This is a genomic window from Mesorhizobium sp. M1066, assembly GCF_040318635.1.
Lineage (GTDB): Bacteria > Pseudomonadota > Alphaproteobacteria > Rhizobiales > Rhizobiaceae > Mesorhizobium.
Window position 1 is genome coordinate 36,131 of record NZ_JAMYMR010000023.1, and the last position, 19,295, is coordinate 55,425.

Sequence of the window (19,295 nt, forward strand, 5' to 3'; positions counted from 1 at the left end):
TGCGCGCAGACAGGAGATTGAAATGACCGTCATGGCCAAGCCCGAACAGACCAATTTGCGCACCATGGTCAGCGCGCCGGCGCTGTCGCCCGCCACCATCGCCAAGCCCGATTTGATCAGCGTCGAACAGGCCAAGGCGATGGATGTCGCCCGCATGACCGACCTGTTCAAAGCGCATCTCAACCCCGGCCAGCTGCACTTCATGAAGCTGCTCGGCTTCCACAAGATCAAGATCGAGCGTGCCGAAGGCATGTTCTACATCGACCAGAACGGCCGCAAGATCCTCGACTTCTTCGGCGGCTTCGGTTCGCTGGCCTTTGGCCACAATCATCCGCGCATCCTGGAAGCACGCAAGAAATTCCAGGAGGAGAAGCGCCAGGAAATCGCCATCGCCTTCATGTCGCAATATGCGGCGGCACTTGCGCACAACATCGCCAAATGCTCGCCCGGCGATCTCGACATGGTATTTTTGGGCTCGTCCGGTTCGGAAGCGATGGAAGCGGCGGTGAAGCTCGCCGAGCGCGCCGCCGGCCCGAAGCGGCCGAAGATCGTCTATGCCGAAAATTCCTTCCACGGCAAGACCAAGGGCGTGCTGGGTATCACCGACGGCCAACTCTACCGCGCCGACTTCAAGATGGCTGAGAACACGGTCCGCATCCCGTTTGCCGACATCGAGGCGGTCGAGCGCCTGTTCCGTTCCGACCCGGAGGTGGGCGTCATCGTGCTGGAAACCATCCAGGGCGGCGGCGGCATCATCCAGGCGCCTGCTGAATATTGGCAGAAGCTGCGGGCGCTGTGCGACCAGTATGGCGTGCTGTGGGTCGCCGACGAAGTGCAGTGCGGCTACGGCCGTTCGGGCCGCTTCTACGCCTTCGAGCATTACGGCGTCATTCCCGATGTGACGGCGCTGGCCAAGTCGCTTGGCGCCGGCAAGGCGGCGGTGGGAGCCATGATCGCGCGGCGCGAGGTTTACATGAAGGCCTATGGCACGCCGAAAACGGCGATGATCCATGCCATGGCAACCTTCGGCGGCATGGGCGAGGCCTGCGTCACTTCGATCGAGGGGCTCAACGTGCTCTATGACGAGGGGCTGATCGACAACGCCGCCGTCACCGGCGACTATCTGTTGCAGCGGCTGCAAGCGCTCAGGGAAAAGTACCCGAAGATCATCAAGGATGTGCGCGGCAAGGGTTTTATGGTCGGCCTGGAGTTCCACGACTTCTCGCAGACCTTGCCGATGGTGCTGCGGCCGATCGTCAGCGTGCTCGACGACAAGCTGAAGGGCTCGCTGTCGGGCTTCGTCGGCGCGTTGCTGCTGCGCGACTACGACGTGCTGGTCGCCTTCACCGAGTACAACCGCAACGTCATCCGGCTGGAGCCGCCGTTGATCTGCCAGCGCGAGCATGTCGACCGCTTCGTCGATGCCTTCGACAGCCTGCTGTCGCGCGGCATCGTGTCGATCGTCAAGGATTTCGTCAAAAGCCAGGTTCGTTAAGCGAGTTCGCTGGGTACAACGATGCTGACCAAGTCGCCCGCTCCACAAAACCCACTCGACCGGCTCACCGGTCTGGCGTGGGGCGAGGGGACTTATGCGCGGCTGGCGGCACCCATCGGCGCCGCGGCCTTCGCGCTCTACATATTGTTGACGGCGTTCACGGCGTGGGTGATGCCCGACGCGAACTGGGACATGCTGCCCTATCTCGCCATAGCGGAGGAGGGCACCTATCCCGATGCACAAGCGCTGCACGACTATGCCTACAACACAGTCAAATCGGGCGTTTCGGCAAGCGATTATAAGGCGCTGACCGATGATGGCGGCGGCTTCCGCAGCCATATGGCGGAGAATGCCGCCGACTTCCATTCGCTGCTCGGCATGTACCGGATCAAGTTCCTCTACGCCGAGATCCTGTCGACGATGAGCGCGGTGATGTCGCCGGTCGAGGCGATGCGCCTGGTCTCAGTGTTCTCGGTTCTGCTGTTCGGCGCGATCGCCCTGATGTGGCTGCGCTCCGAGGGGGCCCTGGCCTTGGCGCCTGTGGTCGGCGCGGTGCTGATCATGGCCGATTTCGGCGATGCGGCGCGCGCCTCGACGCCGGATCTGCTCACATCGGCGCTGTTGCTGGGCGGGCTTTATGCCTATGTCCGCGGCCGCGAGGTGGCGACGGCGACCTTGCTCTTCCTCGCCTTCATGGTGCGGCCGGACAATATTGTTTTCCTTGCGATTTTCGCAATCCTGCTGGTCGTGTTCCGGCAGAAGTCATGGGGTGCTCTGGCCGGCTTTGCCTCGTCTTTCGTCGCTTATTTCGCCATCTCGCACTGGGCGCATCATCCCGGCTGGTGGCCGCATCTGTGGTTCTCCAGCATCGAGCAGCACTACAATATGGACGGGTTCGAACCGCCATTCTCGGTGGGTGCCTATCTCAGAGCTTTCGCCACCTCGCTGCTGCGCGCCGTCAACCTGAACAGTTGGGTCGGCGTGTCGGTGCTGGCACTTGCCGGCTGGTTTGCCACCTCCCGCGCCGGCTTCCGTCTCGATCGCGGCGCCGGCATTCTGTTCGCGGCACTGGTGCTCGGCGCGCTGGCGAAGTTCACCGTCTTTCCGATCCACGACACACGCATCTATTTCCCGCATCTGATCCCGCCATTCCTGCTGCTGGCGACGCCGTTCATGGCGTGGTGGGCAGCCGTGGCCCGCAGCCAGAATCGCGCTGCCTCGCAAATCATTCCCGGAGACAAGTCATGAGTTCGCTATCCAGCCTGGCGCGCGTTGCCCTGTCGCTCGGTCTTCCCAGTGGCGTTCTCGATCGCGGGCCGTCGCTGCGCGGCACGAAATTCCTGGCCAAGGCAGCGCTGAAGGCGCGGTTTGGTGGGGCAGGACGGCCGTTTCAGATGGTCAATGTCGGAGCCTGCGACGGTGCGCTGTTCGATGACGTCACGCCGTGGCTACACCGCATATCTGGCGCACGCGCCATGCTGGTCGAGCCGATCCCGTACAATCAGAAACGACTGCGCGCCAACTACCCCGACACGGGTCGGTTCATCATCGAGCCGGTGGCGGTGACGAAGACCAAGGGGACAATCACCGTTCACACCTTCGATGCCGCCGCGCTCGAGGCCGGCACGCTGCCGATCGAGTTCATCGGCTGCTCGTCGGTCACAGACACCAATCTGATGTCGGGCAAGAATGCCTGGGGTGAGGCCGACACCAACTTCAACAAGTTCGCACCGCATCTCAGGGACATCGAGGTGCCATCCGAGACCTTGCAGACGCTGCTCGACCGCAACGGCATCACCCATATCGACGCCTTCCTCGTCGATTGCGAGGGCGCCGACTGGATCGTCTTCGAACAGCTCGACCTCAAGCGCTACCGCCCCGGTATGATCAAGGTCGAGGTTGGCGCGCTGCCGGCCGCCGAGATCGGCCAGGTCGTGGTCAAGCTGAAGACATCAGGCTATCAGGTCGGTTTCCAGGCCGAGGACATCTGGGCCTTCGCCTGAGTTAGCCCACCGAAAAGCGAACCGCCCCAGGCGCCGGTGTGAAGCATTCTGCCGTCGGGTCGCTCGGCTTTTTGCCAATGTCGCAAACAGGCTTCAATCGTGCTGCCGCTCCGCCCTATAGTCCGCCCGCTTTATCACTTTGGAGTCGCGGGCAATGGCAGAGTTTCCGAAAAAGGCGAAGGTCGTCATCGTCGGCCTGGGCGGTATTGTCGGCGCATCGATCGCCCATCATCTGATCGAACGCGGCTGGGACGACATCGTCGGCATCGACAAATCAGGCATCCCGACCGATATCGGCTCGACCGCGCACGCCTCCGACTTCTGCTACACGACCAGCCACGATTTCCTGTCGTGCTGGACGACGCTCTACTCCATCGATTTCTACGAGAAGATGGGCCACTACGCGCGCATCGGCGGTCTTGAGGTCGCCCGCGTCGGCGACGATAGCCGCATGGAAGAGATCAAGCGCAAGATTGCCTCGGCCAAGGCGTTCGGCACGCGCGCCCGGCTGATCGAACCGGCCGAGATCAAGGAAAAGTTTCCGCTGATCGAAGAAGCGATAGTGCAAGGCGGCCTGTGGGACCCGGACGCCGGTCTGGTCATTCCGCGCTCGCAGACCGTCGCCGGCAAGCTGGTCGACCAGGCGGAAGCGTCGGGCAAGCTCAAATCCTTTGCCAACACGCCGGCCCGGTCGCTTGTCGTCAAGGACGGCCGCATATCAGGCGTGGTGACGGACCGCGGCACCATCGAGGCCGACTATGTCGTCGTCTGCGCCGGTATATGGGGCCGGCTGATCGCGGAAATGGTCGGCGAGGACCTGCCGGTCATGCCGATCGACCATCCGCTGACCTTCTTCGGCCCATACAACGAGTTCGCCGGCACCGGCAAGGAGATCGGCTGGCCGCTGCTGCGCGACCAGGGCAACTCCGCCTATATGCGCGACACCGGCGACCCCAAGACCGCCGAGGGCGGGCAGATCGAGTGGGGTTACTACGAAGAGACCAATCCGCGCCTTTGCCATCCGCGCGACCTGCTGGAGAAGGACCAGGCGCGGCTTTCGCCCTCACAGCGCGACCTTGACATGGAGCAGATCCTGGCACCGCTCGAACGCGCCATGGAACTGACGCCGATCCTCGGCGAACTCGGCTACAATGAGAGCCATTCCTTCAACGGTCTCTTGCAGGTGACCGCGGATGGCGGCCCGTCCATGGGCGAGAGCCAGAAGGTGCGGGGCCTGTGGTATGCCGTTGCCATCTGGGTCAAGGATGGTCCCGGCATGGGCAAGCTGATCGCCGACTGGATGACCGACGGTCGCACCGCGATCGATCACCATGCCATCGACTATGCACGGTTCTATCCGCACCAGACCAAGGAGCAATTCATCTGGGATCGCTGCACCGAGACGGCGATGAAGGTCTACAATCCGGCGGTGCATCCGCGCGAGCCGTTCTCCAAAGGCCGCAACCTCAGGCGCTCGCCGTTCTGGGAACGCGAGAAGGAACTCGGCGGCTATTTCATGGAGCTCGGCGGCTGGGAGCGCGCCCACGGCTACGCCGCCAATGAGCATCTGCTGGAGAAATACGGCAACCGGGTGCCGGTGCGTGAGAACGAGTGGGACAACCGCCATTTCTGGCGCGTCTCCAATGCCGAACACCTCGCCATGAGCGAGGATTGCGGCATCGTCAACCTGTCGCATTTCGCCATGTATGACATCGAAGGTCCGGACCATGTCGCGCTGCTGGAATGGCTGTGCGCGGCCAAGATCGGCGGCGACAACAACATCGGCAAGGGCATCTACACCCACTTCCTCGACGAGGAAGGCATGGTGCGCGCCGACTTTACCGTCATCCGCATGGCCGATCGCTGCCGTTTGATCGATGGCGCCGACGCCGGTCCGCGCGACTTCCAGTACATGCGCCGCACGGCACAGGACAAAGATTTCGACGTCACCATCACCGACGTGACCGAGAAGTATGTCACTATCGGCATCTGGGGGCCGAACGCCCGGGCGACCTTGCAGAAGGTGGTCGAAAATCCGGACGGGCTCTCTGTTGAGAACTTCCCATTCGCGGCGATCAAGCCGGTCCGGATCGGCGGCAAGGATGTCACCGCTTTCCGCATCTCCTATGTCGGCGAGCAGGGCTGGGAACTGCATATGCGCTACGAGGACGGCCTGGCTGTCTGGGACGCGCTGCGCTCGACCGGCGTGATGCCCTTCGGCGTTGAGACCTATGCCAACACCCGCCGTATGGAAAAGAGCCTGCGCCTGCAGAACGCCGACCTTTTGACCGAGTACAACCTGCTCGAAGCCGATCTTGCGCGTCCGAAGGTCAAGGAGAACGACTTTTGCGGCAAGGCCAAGCATGTCGAATACCGCGCCCGCGAGCACCAACCGGCCATGCTGTGCACGCTGGTGATGACCAGTAATGTCGATTCCAAAGGCGTTGCCCGCTATCCTGTCGGCACGATGCCGGTGATGGACCCGAAGACCGGCGAGACGCTGGTCGACGACCTCGGCCGCCGGTCGTTCACCACGTCGATGGCCTATGGTCCGACCATCGGCAAGAACATCGGCCTCGCCTATCTGCCATGGGCGTACGCCCAGGAAGGCCGCAAGCTCACCATCGAGTATTTCGGCGAGACATATCCGGTCGAAGTCGCCGCCGTCGGCTACAAGCCGCTTTATGATCCGGAGAATTTGAAGCCGCGCAGTTGAAGCAGCAGAATTTGAGAACGCAAAGCCCGGCCTTGGTCGGGCTTTTCCCTTTTTAAACGGGCTGCTTTCGCTTACCCTTGCGGAATGTCTGCTTTTGCCTGTGCTAGACATTTGCTTTCGGGCTGTGCCGCGTTCGCGCTGACGTTTTGGTTGGCGCCGGCGTCCCTTGCTGACGAGCCCGTCGATGTCGAGCTGGTGCTGGCCGTCGATGTCTCGCTGTCGATGTCGCCGGAAGAGCTCGAGATCCAGCGTCATGGCTACGCAGCCGCATTGACGCACGACAATGTGCTGCAGGCCATTGCCGATGGCGCCCATGGCAAGATCGCCGTCACCTATGTCGAATGGGCCGGTACCACCTGGCAGCGCGTCATCGTGCCGTGGACGGTGATCGCCAGCCGCACCGACGCCGAGCGCGTGGTTGCGCAGTTGTCGGCGCAGCCGCCCAACAGCGCGCGGCGCACCTCGATCTCCGGAGCGCTGGAGTTCGGCAACGACCTGTTCGCCGAAAGCGGCTACCGAGGCACGAAGCGGGTCATCGACATTTCGGGCGACGGCCCCAACAATCAGGGCGCGCCGGTCAACCTGACCCGCGACGAGCTGATCAAGCAAGGCATCGTCATCAACGGTCTGCCGCTGATGACGCGAGGCGGCTTCACCGGCGCCTACGACGTCAGCAATCTCGATCGCTACTACAGCGACTGCGTTATTGGTGGTCCCGGAGCCTTCATGATCCCGGTCAATGACTGGACGCAGTTTCCCGAAGCCATTCGCCGCAAGCTGGTGTTGGAACTCGCCGGTCCGGCCTCGCCGCAATGGGCGGCGGAAGAAGCCGCCCATCCGCCGGTGATATTGGCACAGGAGAGGTCCACCACCGACTGTCTGGTCGGCGAGAAAATGTGGCGAAACCGCAGCTGGATGTTCGACAGCCGCTAAAGCTCTTCCCATTGAGCGTGATCTTTGACCGAACCGGCTCCCATTGCCTATCTGCTCGGGCTTAAGCTCCAGGCTTGCCTCCGCTACCGAAGCAGTGGCAAACTGGGCAGGCCGCGTGATCCAGCCAGGAGCGCTGCCAAACCGAGGAAACACCGATGAGACGTCTTGCCATCCTGACCGCAGTCGCGTCCTTGCTGTATGCCGACGTCGCCAGCGCCCAATACAACCAGGCTGCCTGCATCATGTTCGAGAACGGGAATTTTCGCGGGCGGTCCATCGGCATGGGTGCCGAGGATTCCGTAAATTTTCGTGGCGGCCAGTTCTGGAATGACCGTGTGTCGTCGGTGATCGTTCGCCGCGGCTGCACGCTCGTGGCCTATGAGGATTCTCGGATGGGCGGCCGCTCGATCGAGATCACGCGCAGGATCCGCAATTTGGGCGGCAGTGACTGGAACGACCGTATCTCCTCGGCGGAATGCACCTGCGACGATTACTGAGGTTGGTTTCAGGCAGCGGGGCGCGCCGCTGCCTGACGATATCATGACACTAGCCTGTTTGTCCGTGGGCGTATCGGATCAGGCCGCCAGCAGCTGCTTGCGGTCTACGCGCTCCTGCTGCGGCGAGCGGGCGTAGAGTTCTCGGTAGCATTTGGAGAAATGCGATGCCGAGACGAAGCCGCAGGCGACCGCCACCTCGACTACCGGCATCGACGACTGGATTAGCAGATGCCTGGCGCGGTCGAGCCGGATTTCCAGATAGTAGCGGGCAGGGGAGCGGCCCATCTCGGTGCGGAACAGCCGCTCGATCTGGCGGCGCGACAGATCGACATGGTCGGCGATCTCGATCAGTGACAGCGGCTCCGACAGATTGCCCTCCATCAGTTCGATGATGGTCAGCACTTTCGAGTTCTGGACGCCGAGGCGGGCGCGTAGTGGCAGGCGCTGGCGGTCGGTGGGGCTGCGTACGCGGTCGGTCAGCACTTGCTCGCAGACGCGGTTGACGAGGTTCTCGTCAAAGTCGTCGCCGATCAGCTTCAGCATCATGTCGAGCGCGGCAGTGCCGCCGGCGCAGGTGTAGATATTCTGGTCGATCTCGAAGAGGTCGGCAAAGACATTGGCCTTCGGGAACGCTTCGGAAAAGCCCGGCAGGTTCTCCCAGTGGATGGCGCAGCGCTTGTTGGACAACAGGCCGGCGGCGGCAAGGATATGCGCGCCGGTGCACAGGCCGCCGACGGCGACGCCGCGATTGTATTCCTCGCGCAGCCAGGCGAAGGCGGACTTGTTCTGGTAGCGCTCGACATTGATGCCGCTGCAGACGATGGCCATGTTCGGCCGGTCGGGACCTGCCATCTTCTTGCGTTCATCCTCGAGCGACGTGTTGACCGCGCATTCGACCCCGTTCGAGGCGCGCACCGGCTTGCCGTCGATGCTGGCGAGGCGCCAGCGATAGGCCTCGTAGCCGAGCATGCGATTGGCCGAGCGCAGCGGGTCGAGCGCGGTCGCAAAAGCGATCATGGTGAAATCGGGAATAAGGAAGAATACAAACGATCGCTTGATCGGATGCTTTACCGCGTTCAAGGGAACCTCACACAGCCATGGCGCGAACAGGATGTCGCGAATAGCATAGCGACATCAGGAAAAACCATGTCTGTCAATCGGCTACGCCGCTACGACAAGATTAAATTTGCGACATGGGTCGCAAATGGGCAATCGGCGTGCAGCGAGCCCTGGAAGTGGCACGAACTGTTCAAGGGACGGGCAACGTACGGCCTGCGCGCAGAACAAAACGCCGCTCTGGCTGGAGCCAGGCGGCGTTGCAGTTTTAAAGCAGCGGCGGGGATGCGCTGCCTCTAGAAATCTTCAGGCGATGAAGCCGAGGCGCGCCGCATTCATGGCGCCGGTCTGGCCGGGCATGGTGTTGGCAAGACGCTGACGCTCGAGAGCGGTGGTCAGGTTCATTTCGCGGCGGGCAAAGAGGCGTGCAAAAAGCTTCATAATCATCTCCATTTGTTGCTTAGACGGGTCGCCTTCGCTTGATGGAGTGGGGCAGCTCGTTTGCTGGCGCCGATATAGGCTTGTGTAAGCAGAAACTAAATCGCAAAAGCGAAGCGCTTGATATGAAATGCGACATCGATAGCGACAGATTTGAGCAAGGTGCCCAAAATTTACGATTATTTACAAGGCATTAATTGGAAACAGGAGCCGCTATGCGGCTTTCTCATATGCGTCATGCGCCGGCGACATGGCTCCAAAGCTCAGTTGAATACAAGTAAAACAGAGAAGGCCTGCCGGGCGGGCTGCACGGCAGGCCTTCAGCACATGGTACACACGATCTACTTTGCTCCAGCCCAGGATCCGATGCCATTGCGAGTACCGGTCTTGGTGTCGGAAGCTTCAGGCCAGCCGATATCCTTCTGCAGTTCGATCGGCAGGGAGCGGATAGCGCGCTCGGTCTGATAGCGGGCGCGTGCCGCGCTGAATTCGGTCGCGATGCGACCAAGGGACGACAGGATAGACATCTCTTTCTCCTTTGGGTTGGCTAGTGCCAGACAGCGAGTTGGCTACTGCGGGTTTGTTTCAACTTCATTTCGTGTCGAATGCAGGTCTGTGTCGAGGTCGTTTCATGGCTGCTTGTGGCAGCTACTGCTTCGATGGAGTTGACTATCCTCCCATTCTGATGTTCAATCAAACGAAATGGAATGATGTTTTGTATCAGAAAAATTGAAGGTCGGTTGCCATGAACGCCCCGCTCAATCATCCGCTGCCACTGCTCGATCTCGATGTTTTGCGCACGTTCGTGGCGATTGCCGAGACCGGCAGCTTCACCACCGCCGCCAATGCCGTGTTCCGCACGCCGTCGGCCGTTTCAATGCAGATCAAGAAGCTCGAGGACATTCTCGGCCGCTCCGTGTTCGCGCGCGACGCTCGCTCGGTGTCGCTGACGACGGACGGCGAGATGCTGCTCGGCTATGCCCGCCGGCTGCTGTCCATCAATCGCGAGGTGGTGTCGAAGTTCATCATTCCCGAGATTGTCGGTGTGGTGCGACTTGGCTCGCCGGACGATTACGGTGAGCGCGTGCTGCCGCATGTGCTGAAGCGTTTCGCGCAGTCGCATCCGTCGATCGCCGTCGACGTCACCATAGACCAGAGCAGCAATCTGCGCCGGCGCATGGACGACCGGGCGCTCGACATCACGCTGTTGACCAATTCCTACAAGACCAGCGCGCTCGGCGCCGAGGTGCTGCTGACCGAGCCGATCGTCTGGGCCGGTGCCAAGGGCGGCTGCGCGCATTTGCGCGAGCCCTTGCCGGTGTCGCTTTGGGAAGAGGGCTGCGCCTGGCGTGCCGGGGCGCTCGACGCGCTTGGCCGCGAGGGCCGCAACTACCGCATCGCCTATATGAGCGCGCACACGGCCGGCCAGCGCGCCGCGATCATGTCCGATCTCGCCGTGGCGCCATTGCCGAAGTCGTTCCTCGGCAATGACATGGTCGAACTCTGCCCGAAGGACGGCATGCCCGACATCGGGACCTACAATCTGGCAATGGTGGTGGCGCCGGATGCCAGTGCCCCGGTCAAGGCCGTTGCCGACCATATCCGCGCGACTTTCGAAGTCTTCCGGGAAACCGGCAAGTTCTGACCGGCTGGTAAGGACGATTATATAAGCTACTCCGCCGCTTCGGCTGGGCGCTCTTCAGGCCTTAATCTCGTATCTTGTACGATCCGGCTCTCCCCGAGAAATTCGACGATGCGCTCGCGGGCGCGCCGCGCTTCCGGCATGTCGATCAGCGGCCAGACGTGGAACATGCCTTCCTCATAGACAAGATCGATTTCAACGCCGGCTGCGCGGGCTTTTTCGGCGAAGATCAGATTGTCGGGAGTCAAAAGATCGCGCGAGCCGGTCAAAAGCAGCGTTCTTGGCAGCACGGACAAATCTCCATAGACCGGGCTGATGTGCCAATCGCTGGGATCGATGCCGGCACTGTACAGGCGAATTGCCTCTCGTCCGCCAGCTATGCCCAGCCAAGGGTCGTTGCGTTCCGCCTCGAACACTGCGGGATTGGTAAGCGACACGTCGAGACCCGGCGAAATGAGCACATGCCGCGACGGCAGGGGCAGTCCTTCTTCGGCGGCCATCATGGTCAGCACCACAGCCATATTGCCGCCGGCGGAATCGCCCATGAAGACGATGTCTTCGGCTTCCGTCTCGGTGAGCATCTGCCGGTAGACATCGCCAACCATTCCGAACATGGCATGGAAATCGTGTTCGGGAGCGATTGGATAGATCGGCACCGTGATCCCGTAGCCCAGCCGATCCGCCATCTCGGCGATTAGGTGCCAATGATAGGGGGTGATTTCAAAGACATAGGCACCACCGTGCAAGTAGAGAATCCGCTTCTGCTCGCCGGTCCTGGGTGCGATTTCGTAGACGGGGAAGCCATCGACCGTATGCATCTCGATGTCGAGACGCTGGTGCAGCGAGGCGGGCGGGCGGTGGTTCTCGGTTTTGCGGGCGGCCGCGATCCAGCGCTGCAGATTTTCCGGACTGGCAAATGCCTGCTTGCGGCTGTGCCGCAGGACAAAAGACACGACATGGCTTTTCAAACTTGGCATGCGGATACGCGAACTTCGGCCAAAGCCGACTAAGAGAACCCCCTAAATCGAAAGATCGTGCCGTGGCTGAAAATGTCAAGATTCACGCCCGCGTCTACACGCTGGTGTGATCCGCGCCGCGATGCTCAGCGGCGCGGCAAAAGTGCGGCACGCAGCCGGTTGCTGGTGGTCGCCGGGGACATGCGAGATCCCCGGCGCATGCCGAGCAATTTGCATTTGTCGGCGAAGGTCATCAGCGCGCGGCGCTCCAGATGGTGTTGATGAGTGCTGCCTTTTCGCTGGATCGCGGCGACACCGGCCAGCCGATGTCCTTCTGAATCTCAGGCGGCAGGCTGTTCAACAAGCGCCGCGCCTTGCTGCGGTCGTGAGCATTCTTGATGGCCGTGCCATAGCGGCCGAGGCTTTCGAGCATTGACATCGTTGTCTCCTCTGGAGCGTTGCGACGGCTGAAAGATATCTCCAGCCTGCCATTCGATGCCGGTTGAATGCGCCTGCCATGTATCTGGCGAATTTCACGAAAACAGCGTTTTGGTTTCCGGATCAAGCGATTCGGAAACATTTGCATGCAAATGAGTTTGGAAAGGCGGTGGCCTGGGCGCGGCCGCTTATTCCCGTCCACGCCTGGCGGCGTGGCCTTCGCGCGAACGCCGTCGCGGAGCGGCGTCGCCGGCAACGCCGTCCTCGCTGACCGTCTTGCGCGGCGGCAGTTTCACCGCCGCCGACAGTTTCGGGAACGGATCGACCTTGTTGGGCAGCGCCATGGCGTAGACGAAATGCTCCTGGAATTTCGGTTCCAGCGCCGTCTCGATCTTCTCGATCTTGCTGACCGTGTCCTCGATCTCGCGGCGATAGCCGCGATTGAGCAGCGCCATGCGGGCACCGGCACCGGCGGCGTTGCCGACGGCCGAGACCTTGTCGAGGTCGCAATCCGGGATCAGGCCGAGCACCATGGCGTATTTCGGATCGATGAAGGAGCCGAAGGCGCCGGCGAAGTGGATGCGGTCGACATGTTCGGTGTTCTGCTTTTCCATCAACAGCTTGGTGCCGGCATAAAGCGCTGCCTTGGCAAGCTGGATGGCGCGCACGTCGGTCTGGGTGATGGTGATCTTCGGCCCATCTTCCGTCAATGCGGCGGAGCCTTCCTTCAGCACATAGGAGAAGGTGCGGCCGTTGGCGGTGACGCGCGGCGAGCGGGCCGAAAGTCCGCCGTCGATGACGCCGTCTTCCGAGATGATGCCGGCGAGATACATCTCGGCCACCACTTCGATGATGCCGGAGCCGCATATGCCGGTGACGCCGGTCGCCTGAACGCTGTCGAGGAAACCCGGCTCGTCGGACCACAGTTCCGAGCCGATGACGCGATATTTCGGTTCCAGCGTGTCGGGATCGATGCGCACGCGCTCGATGGCGCCGGGGGCGGCGCGCTGGCCGCCGGAGATTTCGGCACCCTCGAAGGCAGGGCCGGTGGGAGAAGAAGCAGCCACGACCCGCGTGCGGTTGCCGAGCACGATCTCGGCATTGGTGCCGACATCGACGATCAGCATCATCTCGTCCTGGCGATGCGGGCCTTCCGATAGCGTCACCGCCGCCGCGTCCGCGCCGACATGGCCGGCGATGCAAGGCAGCATGTAGAGTCTGGCGCCCTGGTTGAGCTTGAGGCCGATATCGGATGCCTTGATGTGCACCGCGCCCGAAACGGCGAGCGCGAAGGGGGCGCCACCAAGTTCGGTCGGATCGATGCCGAGGAACAGATGGTGCATGATCGGATTGCCGACGAAGACGCTGTCCAGGATATCGTTGCGCTGGACATTGCCTTCGGCGCAGACCTTGTCGACGAGACCCGAGATCGCCTCACGCACGGCGACCGTCATGCCTTCGCGGCCGTCGGGATTCATCATCACATAGGAGACGCGGCTCATCAGATCCTCGCCGAAGCGGATCTGCGGGTTCGACGTGCCCGACGAGGCCGCGACGCGGCCCGACAGCAGCGACACCAGATGCATGGCGATGGTTGTCGAGCCGATATCGCAGGCCAGCCCATAGGCTTCGTTCTTGAGGCCGGGCCAAAGCGCTACGACGCGCGCGGTCTCTGAGTCGGCATCCTTGTAGATGGCGGCAGTCGCGGTCCAGTTGCCCTTGCGCAGGATGCCTTGCACCTGCGGCAGCAGATAAAAATCGAAATCGAGGCTTTTCAGGCCCCAGTCGTGCATCAGCGCGATCTTCAGGCGGTCGAGATCGCCAAGCGGCTTGTGCATGTCGGGTTCTTCGATCTCGACATAGCACATGCGGATCGCCGAATCGCGGGCGATGACCCTGGTGTCGGCATCCTTGCGGATGGTCTGCGCGTTGATGACCGTGTCCTGCGGCACGTCGATGACGAGGTCGCCGAGGATTTGCGCCGAGCAGGAGAGGCGGCGCCGTTCGGGCAGGCCGCGAACGCGCTCATAGCGCTCTTCCTTGGCGCCCTTGGGCGTGATGTGGTCGTTGGAGGAAACGATCTTGTGCTTGGCGAAATTGCCTTCCTGCACTTCGATCTGGCAGCGTCCGCAGGTGGCGCGTCCGCCGCAGACGCTTTCGACATAGACGCCAAGCTGGCGCGCGGCGTCTAGCACCGGGGTGCCGACAGGAAACCGCCCGCGCTTGCCCGACGGCATGAACAGCACGAGCGGGTCGGTGATGTTTGCAGGTGAATTCACGATTGCGCGCTTATCCTCGGCCCATCCGGGCTTCACGGCCGCCACGGCGGCGACCTCCATTGCTAGCACCATCACCCGGCGCATTGACCTGGGTCGGGGCGGCGATCGCCTGGCCGCCTTCGGCCGGCTTGTAATCCTTGTAGGTGCGGATCCAGTTGGTGCAGTTCTCGTCGGTGCCGTTCAGCACATTGGCGCCGCGCACGGCTTCCATTTCCTGCGGACGCACCGGGTTCATGATGGCCGAGGTCATGCCGGCGCCGATCACCATCGGGATGAAGGCGGCGTTGATGCCGTGGCGATGCGGCAGGCCGAACGAGATGTTGGACAGGCCGCAGGTGGTGTTGACCTTGAGCTCTTCGCGGAGCCGACGCAGCAGCGCGAAGACCTGGCGGCCGGCATCGCCCAGCGCGCCGATCGGCATCACCAGCGGGTCGACGACGACGTCATGCGCGGGGATGCCGAAATCGGCGCAGCGCTGCACGATCTTCTTGGCGACGGCGAAGCGCACGTCCGGGTCCATCGAAATGCCAGTCTCGTCGTTGGAGATTGCAACGACGGGCACGTTGTACTTCTTGACCAGCGGCAGGATGGCTTCGAGCTTTTCTTCCTCGCCGGTGACGGAGTTGACCAGCGGGCGGCCCTTGGCAACCTTCAGTGCGGCTTCGATCGCGGCGGTGACGGAGCTGTCGATCGACAGCGGCAGGTCGACAAGCCCTTGCACGATCTCCAGCGTCTGCACCAAGAGGCCGGGTTCGGTCTCGTTCGGGTTAACCGAGGTGACGCCGGCATTGACGTCGAGCATGGTGGCGCCGCACGCTGCCTGCTCGAGCGCGTCCCTGATGACGGTCTCGAAATTGCCCGCGATCATCTCGGCGGCCAGCTTCTTGCGACCGGTCGGATTGATGCGTTCACCAATCACGCAGAACGGCTGGTCGAAGCCGATGATGATTTCTCGTGTCGCCGAAGCGACGATGGTACGGGTCATGAATTCTCTCCGCCGTGATATAAAGATTTCTTTATATCGGTGTCTGGTTTCGTTCAAGCGAATGGGTGGCCGTCCGCGCTTCGCCTCGAGTTAAAGTATGTCGTTGTCCCAAAACCGGTTCCCACTTTTGGGCGACATACATCAGTGCGCGGTCTTCACCATGTCCACCTGCGTTTCCGTAATGTCGTCGTGCAGTATGTGCTCGAGCCGATCGGCGACCATCTGGTCGTCGCGGCGAATCTCACGCTTCCACGGCTGGCGGCCCTTCAGCACGCCCGATTCATCGACGATCTCGGCGACATATTCCTCTTGCCGGTAGGCCATCACATGGACGCCGGAAACGCCTGATATTTCCTTCACCTCGTTGATGATGTCGATGCAGAGCTGCTTGCCTTCCTTCTTCTGGTCCTGGGCGCCTTCCAGCCGTTTGATGACAGAATCGGGAATATGGATGCCCGGCACGTTCGAGCGGATCCACTTGGCTGTCTTCGCCGAGGCGAGCGGGCCGACGCCAACCAGGATGAAGCATTTTTCGGTGTAGCCGAGGTCGCGCACCTTCTGCATGTAAGTGCGGAACATCGGCACGTCGAAGCAATACTGGCTCTGCACGAATTGCGCGCCGGCGGCGATCTTCTTGCCCAGGCGATGCGGGCGGAAATCGATCGGCGGCGCGAACGGATTGATCGCAGCACCCAGGAAAAGCTGCGGCGGCGTGGTCAGTTTGCGGCCGGACAGGAACTTGCCATTGTCGCGCATGATGCGGCAGGTTTCCAACAGTGACATGCAGTCAAGGTCGAACACCGGCTTGGCGCCGGGCTGGTCGCCGGCCTGCACGCCGTCGCCGGTGAGGCACAGCATGTTGGCGACGCCCATGGCGGCACCACCCAGCACGTCACCCTGGATGGCGATGCGGTTCTTGTCGCGGCAAGCGATCTGCATGATCGGCGCATAGCCCATGCGGGTCAAAAGCGCACAGATGCCGACCGACGACATGTGGCAATTGGCGCCCGATGCGTCGACGGCGTTGATGGCGTCGACCCAGCCATCGAAGATTTTTGCCCTGTTATAGACGTCTTCCGGATCGGCACTGTCGGGCGGGTTGAGTTCCGTGGTCACCGCGAACTCGCCGCGCCGCAGGACGCGTTCCAGCCGGCCGCGCGAGGTGTGGCCGGGCAGGGGTTCGAGCGGCAGGTGGATGCCAGCCGGGTTCTCGTCGCGCTGGCGGCCGATCATGCCGACGCCCCGGTGTTGGCCGTCTCATTCTTGGCAGCAGCGGCCGCTTCGCGCGCGGTGGCCGCCTGCGCGGTCACCCGCAGCCAGGCCGAGGTTTCGCGCAGCGACTGGTCGACCGGCTTCTGCACGGTCAGGATCCTGTCGCCGTGCACCATGTTTTGCGAGCCTTCCCAGGCCTTGACCCAGACGCAGGGCATATCGGGCTCGACCTCGCAATTGCCGTTGGCGCGGACGCCGCCGCAAGGGCCGTTGCGCAATTGCTTGGGGCAGTTCATCGGGCACGACATGCCGGTCGAGGACAAGATGCACTGGCCGCACATGCGGCAGTCGAACATGAAGCCTTTGACGCGCTTCTCGACGAATTTGATCGGCCCTTCGATGCGGCCGTAGCCTATGCCCTTCCAGAGGGGATGGAGGAGCAGGAACATGTCGGCGAATTTGGCGTAGAACCATTCGAGTAATCGCGAGTGCCGCACAGACCATAATCTGACCGCGAAGGAACGCTGCACGCGCCGCTGCGGCGACACGTCGGCCGGCTTGTAGTCGGATTTCGGCGCTGCCTTCTTGACCAGAGTGGCCTGGGTAACCGGCTGGACAACCCTTTGGCCATCTTTGGCAGGAATGGTTTCAGACATTTTCTTTGCCGCCCGCCTTGACCAGAGCGACCAGCCGCTCACGGTCGTATTTGGTATCGATGTCGTTGAACGCCTTCTCGACCTCGGCTTCGAGGTCGTCGCCGACCGGAATGGGATCGGCCTTGCGCCATTCGGCCAGATAGTCATCGGTGCCGCCGGCGCCGGTGCGCATGGCGCACATGTCGATCGCTTCGGTGAAGCGCAGCGGCAGTTCGCGTTTGGCGTTCTGCCGGCCCTTCTTGACGATGATTTGGGCTGGGATGTCGCGCCAGTAGACGACGATCAGATCGGCCATGAATTCTCACTCCTCGATCTGCGAGCATTGCCGCAAGCGCAGTGGGGCCGCTTGTTATGGGACGACGCGCGTGCATTCAAAAACGACGCATTTGGATGTCGTAAAATGAAAGGTGGGTTTATTCGTTTGCGGCGTGTGCCGGCGGCAGGTTCGACGCGCCGGAAGAGCCAGCGTGCGGCATGCGGATACGGGCGAGGAACTCGCTACCAGATGCCGGTTCTGAGGCCCGTCCAGACGTAGAACCAGATCGTCGGGTGATACCACAGTTTCGAAGGCAGGCCGGGATCGATCGTCGTGAGTTTTCCAGCCAGAGCATCGCTGACCGCCTCGACGCAGATGTCGCGCGAGAACGCCGTCTGGCGTAGCGCGTGACTTGAGATGGTGTCGCCTTTCTTGGATCTGCCGCGCGCCTGCTTCAGCACGCCACCAGTGTCGACGCCAGCGTCGACGAGGTGGACAGTCGTGCCGAAATTCTGCGCATCGCCTGATACCAGAGCCCAATAGCCGCCATTCATGCCGCGATATTTCGGCGTGATGCCCGCATGGTAATTGAGCACCGGGCAGGGCATTTTGCTCAGCATCTCAGCCGAGATTAGTCGGCAACCGTTGAGCAGCACAACGCCTGGCCGGATCTTCTGGATCACCTGCAGGCACTCAAGCCCATTGGCCGAGGCTACTTGGATGATCTCCTGGCCTGGTCGCGGCTCAACCTCCAGCTTCTCCTCGGCAATCAATCGCGCGCTATGGCCGGCCAGGAATCGCTTGCCCAACCTGCTCAGCACCATCGTGCCAAGTTGGCCGACGGCGGAGATCCAGCCCTGGCGGCGAGCCCGGCCGCGAAGCAATTGCTTTTTGGATTCAGGCGTTTCGAGGACGACGCTGACAGGACCAACGCGATCGGCAATTGCATTAATCATAGCCCAGACATGCTGGCCGCCCCCGGTGACGACCACGATCGGACGTGTACTGGATCTTGCTGCTGCCATGGATCCTGCCCCCTCCAAGCAACCCGTTCTCGACAATGGACGGATGCTAGGGTGTCCGGGTTAATCCTTGGTGATCAGCCGTTCGATACACGGTCAGCGCTTGAATTCGATGATATCGAGCTTCGATTCATAGTAGGGCGCCGGGAATTCGATGCGCCATTCCTTGGCGCTGTTGCGGAAGGCGTAGCCGACCTGATCGGTTTGCGGGCCGCTGCCATAGGGCTTTGCCGGATCATCGTTGACATAAAAGGAGCCGAGATAGATCGCGCGTTTCTCGCCATCGTCGAAGAAACGGCCCTTGGTGCGCTGCGAGCCACTGATCTTTTCCAGCCGCCAGCCGGAACCGTCGTCGGTCACCTTGCACTTGAACCAGCCATAGATGACGAGCGGCAAAGGTCCGCCGGCCTTGATCGTGCGGCACTGCCAGCTGCCGGTCAGGTCCTTGTCGGAAAAGGCCACCAGCGGCTTTGCCAGCAGGGCATCGAGTTGCTTGACCTCGACCGGGTTGCCTGCCTTCGCCTCGGCAAGGGCTGCCTTGCGGGTCTCGCCATATTTGTCGAGCCGCGTCTTGTCGGCTGGGGTGATGAGTTTCTGTATCTCGCCGTCGGCATGAGCGGGAAGAGTGCAGCAGAGCAGGCCGACAAGGACGAACAGCGGGCGAAGTGTCATAGGAGGCCTCCCGGTTGAAGTCTGGCGCAGCGCCGGCTG

At 62.0% G+C, this 19,295-nt stretch carries 19 protein-coding genes; 7 read left to right on the top strand and 12 right to left on the bottom strand.

Going from position 1 to position 19,295, the window contains the following annotated elements; genetic code table 11:
- Positions 1-64: 64 nt before the first annotated feature.
- The 6 genes from NKH52_RS23995 to NKH52_RS24020 all read left to right on the top strand — a co-directional run bounded on the left by NKH52_RS23995 (position 65) and on the right by NKH52_RS24020 (position 7,644).
- On the top strand, positions 65-1,495 hold the full coding sequence (locus NKH52_RS23995; RefSeq protein WP_352734092.1) for an aspartate aminotransferase family protein: 1,431 nt from the start codon (positions 65-67) through the stop codon (positions 1,493-1,495).
- A 21-nt stretch (positions 1,496-1,516) separates the two neighbouring features.
- The gene (locus NKH52_RS24000) at positions 1,517-2,743 is read left to right on the top strand and encodes a hypothetical protein (RefSeq protein WP_352734001.1); all 1,227 of its coding nucleotides are present in this window, start codon (positions 1,517-1,519) and stop codon (positions 2,741-2,743) included.
- Positions 2,740-3,498, top strand: coding sequence for an FkbM family methyltransferase (locus tag NKH52_RS24005; RefSeq protein ID WP_352734003.1), 759 nt, complete (start codon positions 2,740-2,742; stop codon positions 3,496-3,498). The genes NKH52_RS24000 and NKH52_RS24005 overlap by 4 nt, the downstream gene beginning before the upstream one ends.
- Positions 3,499-3,652: 154 nt before the next feature.
- A complete protein-coding gene (locus tag NKH52_RS24010) occupies positions 3,653-6,214 on the top strand; it encodes a GcvT family protein (RefSeq protein ID WP_352734005.1) in 2,562 nt (853 codons plus the stop codon).
- A gap of 84 nt (positions 6,215-6,298) precedes the next feature.
- Positions 6,299-7,147, top strand: a complete 849-nt coding sequence (locus NKH52_RS24015; protein ID WP_352734006.1) for a DUF1194 domain-containing protein — start codon at positions 6,299-6,301, stop codon at positions 7,145-7,147.
- 155 nt (positions 7,148-7,302) lie between these two features.
- Positions 7,303-7,644 carry a peptidase inhibitor family I36 protein gene (locus NKH52_RS24020; RefSeq protein WP_352678313.1) on the top strand — a complete coding sequence of 114 codons (342 nt, stop codon included), beginning with the start codon at positions 7,303-7,305 and terminating at the stop codon, positions 7,642-7,644.
- A 78-nt stretch (positions 7,645-7,722) separates the two neighbouring features.
- Here the strand turns inward: NKH52_RS24020 and NKH52_RS24025 are convergent, their stop codons facing one another.
- The 3 genes from NKH52_RS24025 to NKH52_RS24035 form a co-directional block, all read right to left on the bottom strand.
- Positions 7,723-8,661: a GlxA family transcriptional regulator gene (locus tag NKH52_RS24025; RefSeq protein WP_348625597.1), complete on the bottom strand. Its 939-nt coding sequence runs from the start codon at positions 8,659-8,661 to the stop codon at positions 7,723-7,725.
- A gap of 345 nt (positions 8,662-9,006) precedes the next feature.
- Positions 9,007-9,141: a hypothetical protein gene (locus NKH52_RS24030; RefSeq protein ID WP_023812324.1), complete on the bottom strand. Its 135-nt coding sequence runs from the start codon at positions 9,139-9,141 to the stop codon at positions 9,007-9,009.
- Between the two features lie 338 nt (positions 9,142-9,479).
- Positions 9,480-9,665, bottom strand: coding sequence for a hypothetical protein (locus NKH52_RS24035; protein WP_013531162.1), 186 nt, complete (start codon positions 9,663-9,665; stop codon positions 9,480-9,482).
- Positions 9,666-9,883: 218 nt separating this feature from the next.
- Here NKH52_RS24035 and NKH52_RS24040 point away from each other — a divergent pair, with 218 nt between their 5' ends.
- Complete coding sequence (locus NKH52_RS24040; RefSeq protein WP_013531163.1) at positions 9,884-10,783, top strand: LysR substrate-binding domain-containing protein; 900 nt, start codon at positions 9,884-9,886, stop codon at positions 10,781-10,783.
- A 26-nt stretch (positions 10,784-10,809) separates the two neighbouring features.
- Here the strand turns inward: NKH52_RS24040 and NKH52_RS24045 are convergent, their stop codons facing one another.
- The 9 genes from NKH52_RS24045 to NKH52_RS24085 all read right to left on the bottom strand — a co-directional run bounded on the left by NKH52_RS24045 (position 10,810) and on the right by NKH52_RS24085 (position 19,256).
- Positions 10,810-11,757: an alpha/beta hydrolase gene (locus tag NKH52_RS24045; protein ID WP_352734008.1), complete on the bottom strand. Its 948-nt coding sequence runs from the start codon at positions 11,755-11,757 to the stop codon at positions 10,810-10,812.
- Between the two features lie 232 nt (positions 11,758-11,989).
- Positions 11,990-12,175, bottom strand: a complete 186-nt coding sequence (locus tag NKH52_RS24050; RefSeq protein WP_127258513.1) for a hypothetical protein — start codon at positions 12,173-12,175, stop codon at positions 11,990-11,992.
- Between the two features lie 187 nt (positions 12,176-12,362).
- Positions 12,363-14,513, bottom strand: coding sequence for an ASKHA domain-containing protein (locus tag NKH52_RS24055; RefSeq protein WP_352734010.1), 2,151 nt, complete (start codon positions 14,511-14,513; stop codon positions 12,363-12,365).
- Complete coding sequence (locus tag NKH52_RS24060) at positions 14,464-15,438, bottom strand: methyltetrahydrofolate cobalamin methyltransferase (RefSeq protein ID WP_027034745.1); 975 nt, start codon at positions 15,436-15,438, stop codon at positions 14,464-14,466. The genes NKH52_RS24055 and NKH52_RS24060 overlap by 50 nt, the downstream gene beginning before the upstream one ends.
- A 141-nt stretch (positions 15,439-15,579) precedes the next feature.
- Positions 15,580-16,671, bottom strand: a complete 1,092-nt coding sequence (locus tag NKH52_RS24065; protein ID WP_063168204.1) for a methylenetetrahydrofolate reductase — start codon at positions 16,669-16,671, stop codon at positions 15,580-15,582.
- Entirely contained in the window at positions 16,668-17,306 is a 639-nt protein-coding gene (locus tag NKH52_RS24070; protein WP_352734013.1) for a methylenetetrahydrofolate reductase C-terminal domain-containing protein, read from the bottom strand. Before NKH52_RS24070 ends, NKH52_RS24065 begins: the two co-directional genes overlap by 4 nt.
- The gene (locus NKH52_RS24075) at positions 17,299-17,601 is read right to left on the bottom strand and encodes a virulence factor (protein ID WP_027034742.1); all 303 of its coding nucleotides are present in this window, start codon (positions 17,599-17,601) and stop codon (positions 17,299-17,301) included. Before NKH52_RS24075 ends, NKH52_RS24070 begins: the two co-directional genes overlap by 8 nt.
- A gap of 203 nt (positions 17,602-17,804) precedes the next feature.
- Entirely contained in the window at positions 17,805-18,587 is a 783-nt protein-coding gene (locus tag NKH52_RS24080) for a formyl transferase (RefSeq protein WP_352734015.1), read from the bottom strand.
- 93 nt (positions 18,588-18,680) lie between these two features.
- On the bottom strand, positions 18,681-19,256 hold the full coding sequence (locus tag NKH52_RS24085; protein WP_352734017.1) for a DUF4893 domain-containing protein: 576 nt from the start codon (positions 19,254-19,256) through the stop codon (positions 18,681-18,683).
- Between the last annotated feature and the right edge of the window lie 39 nt (positions 19,257-19,295).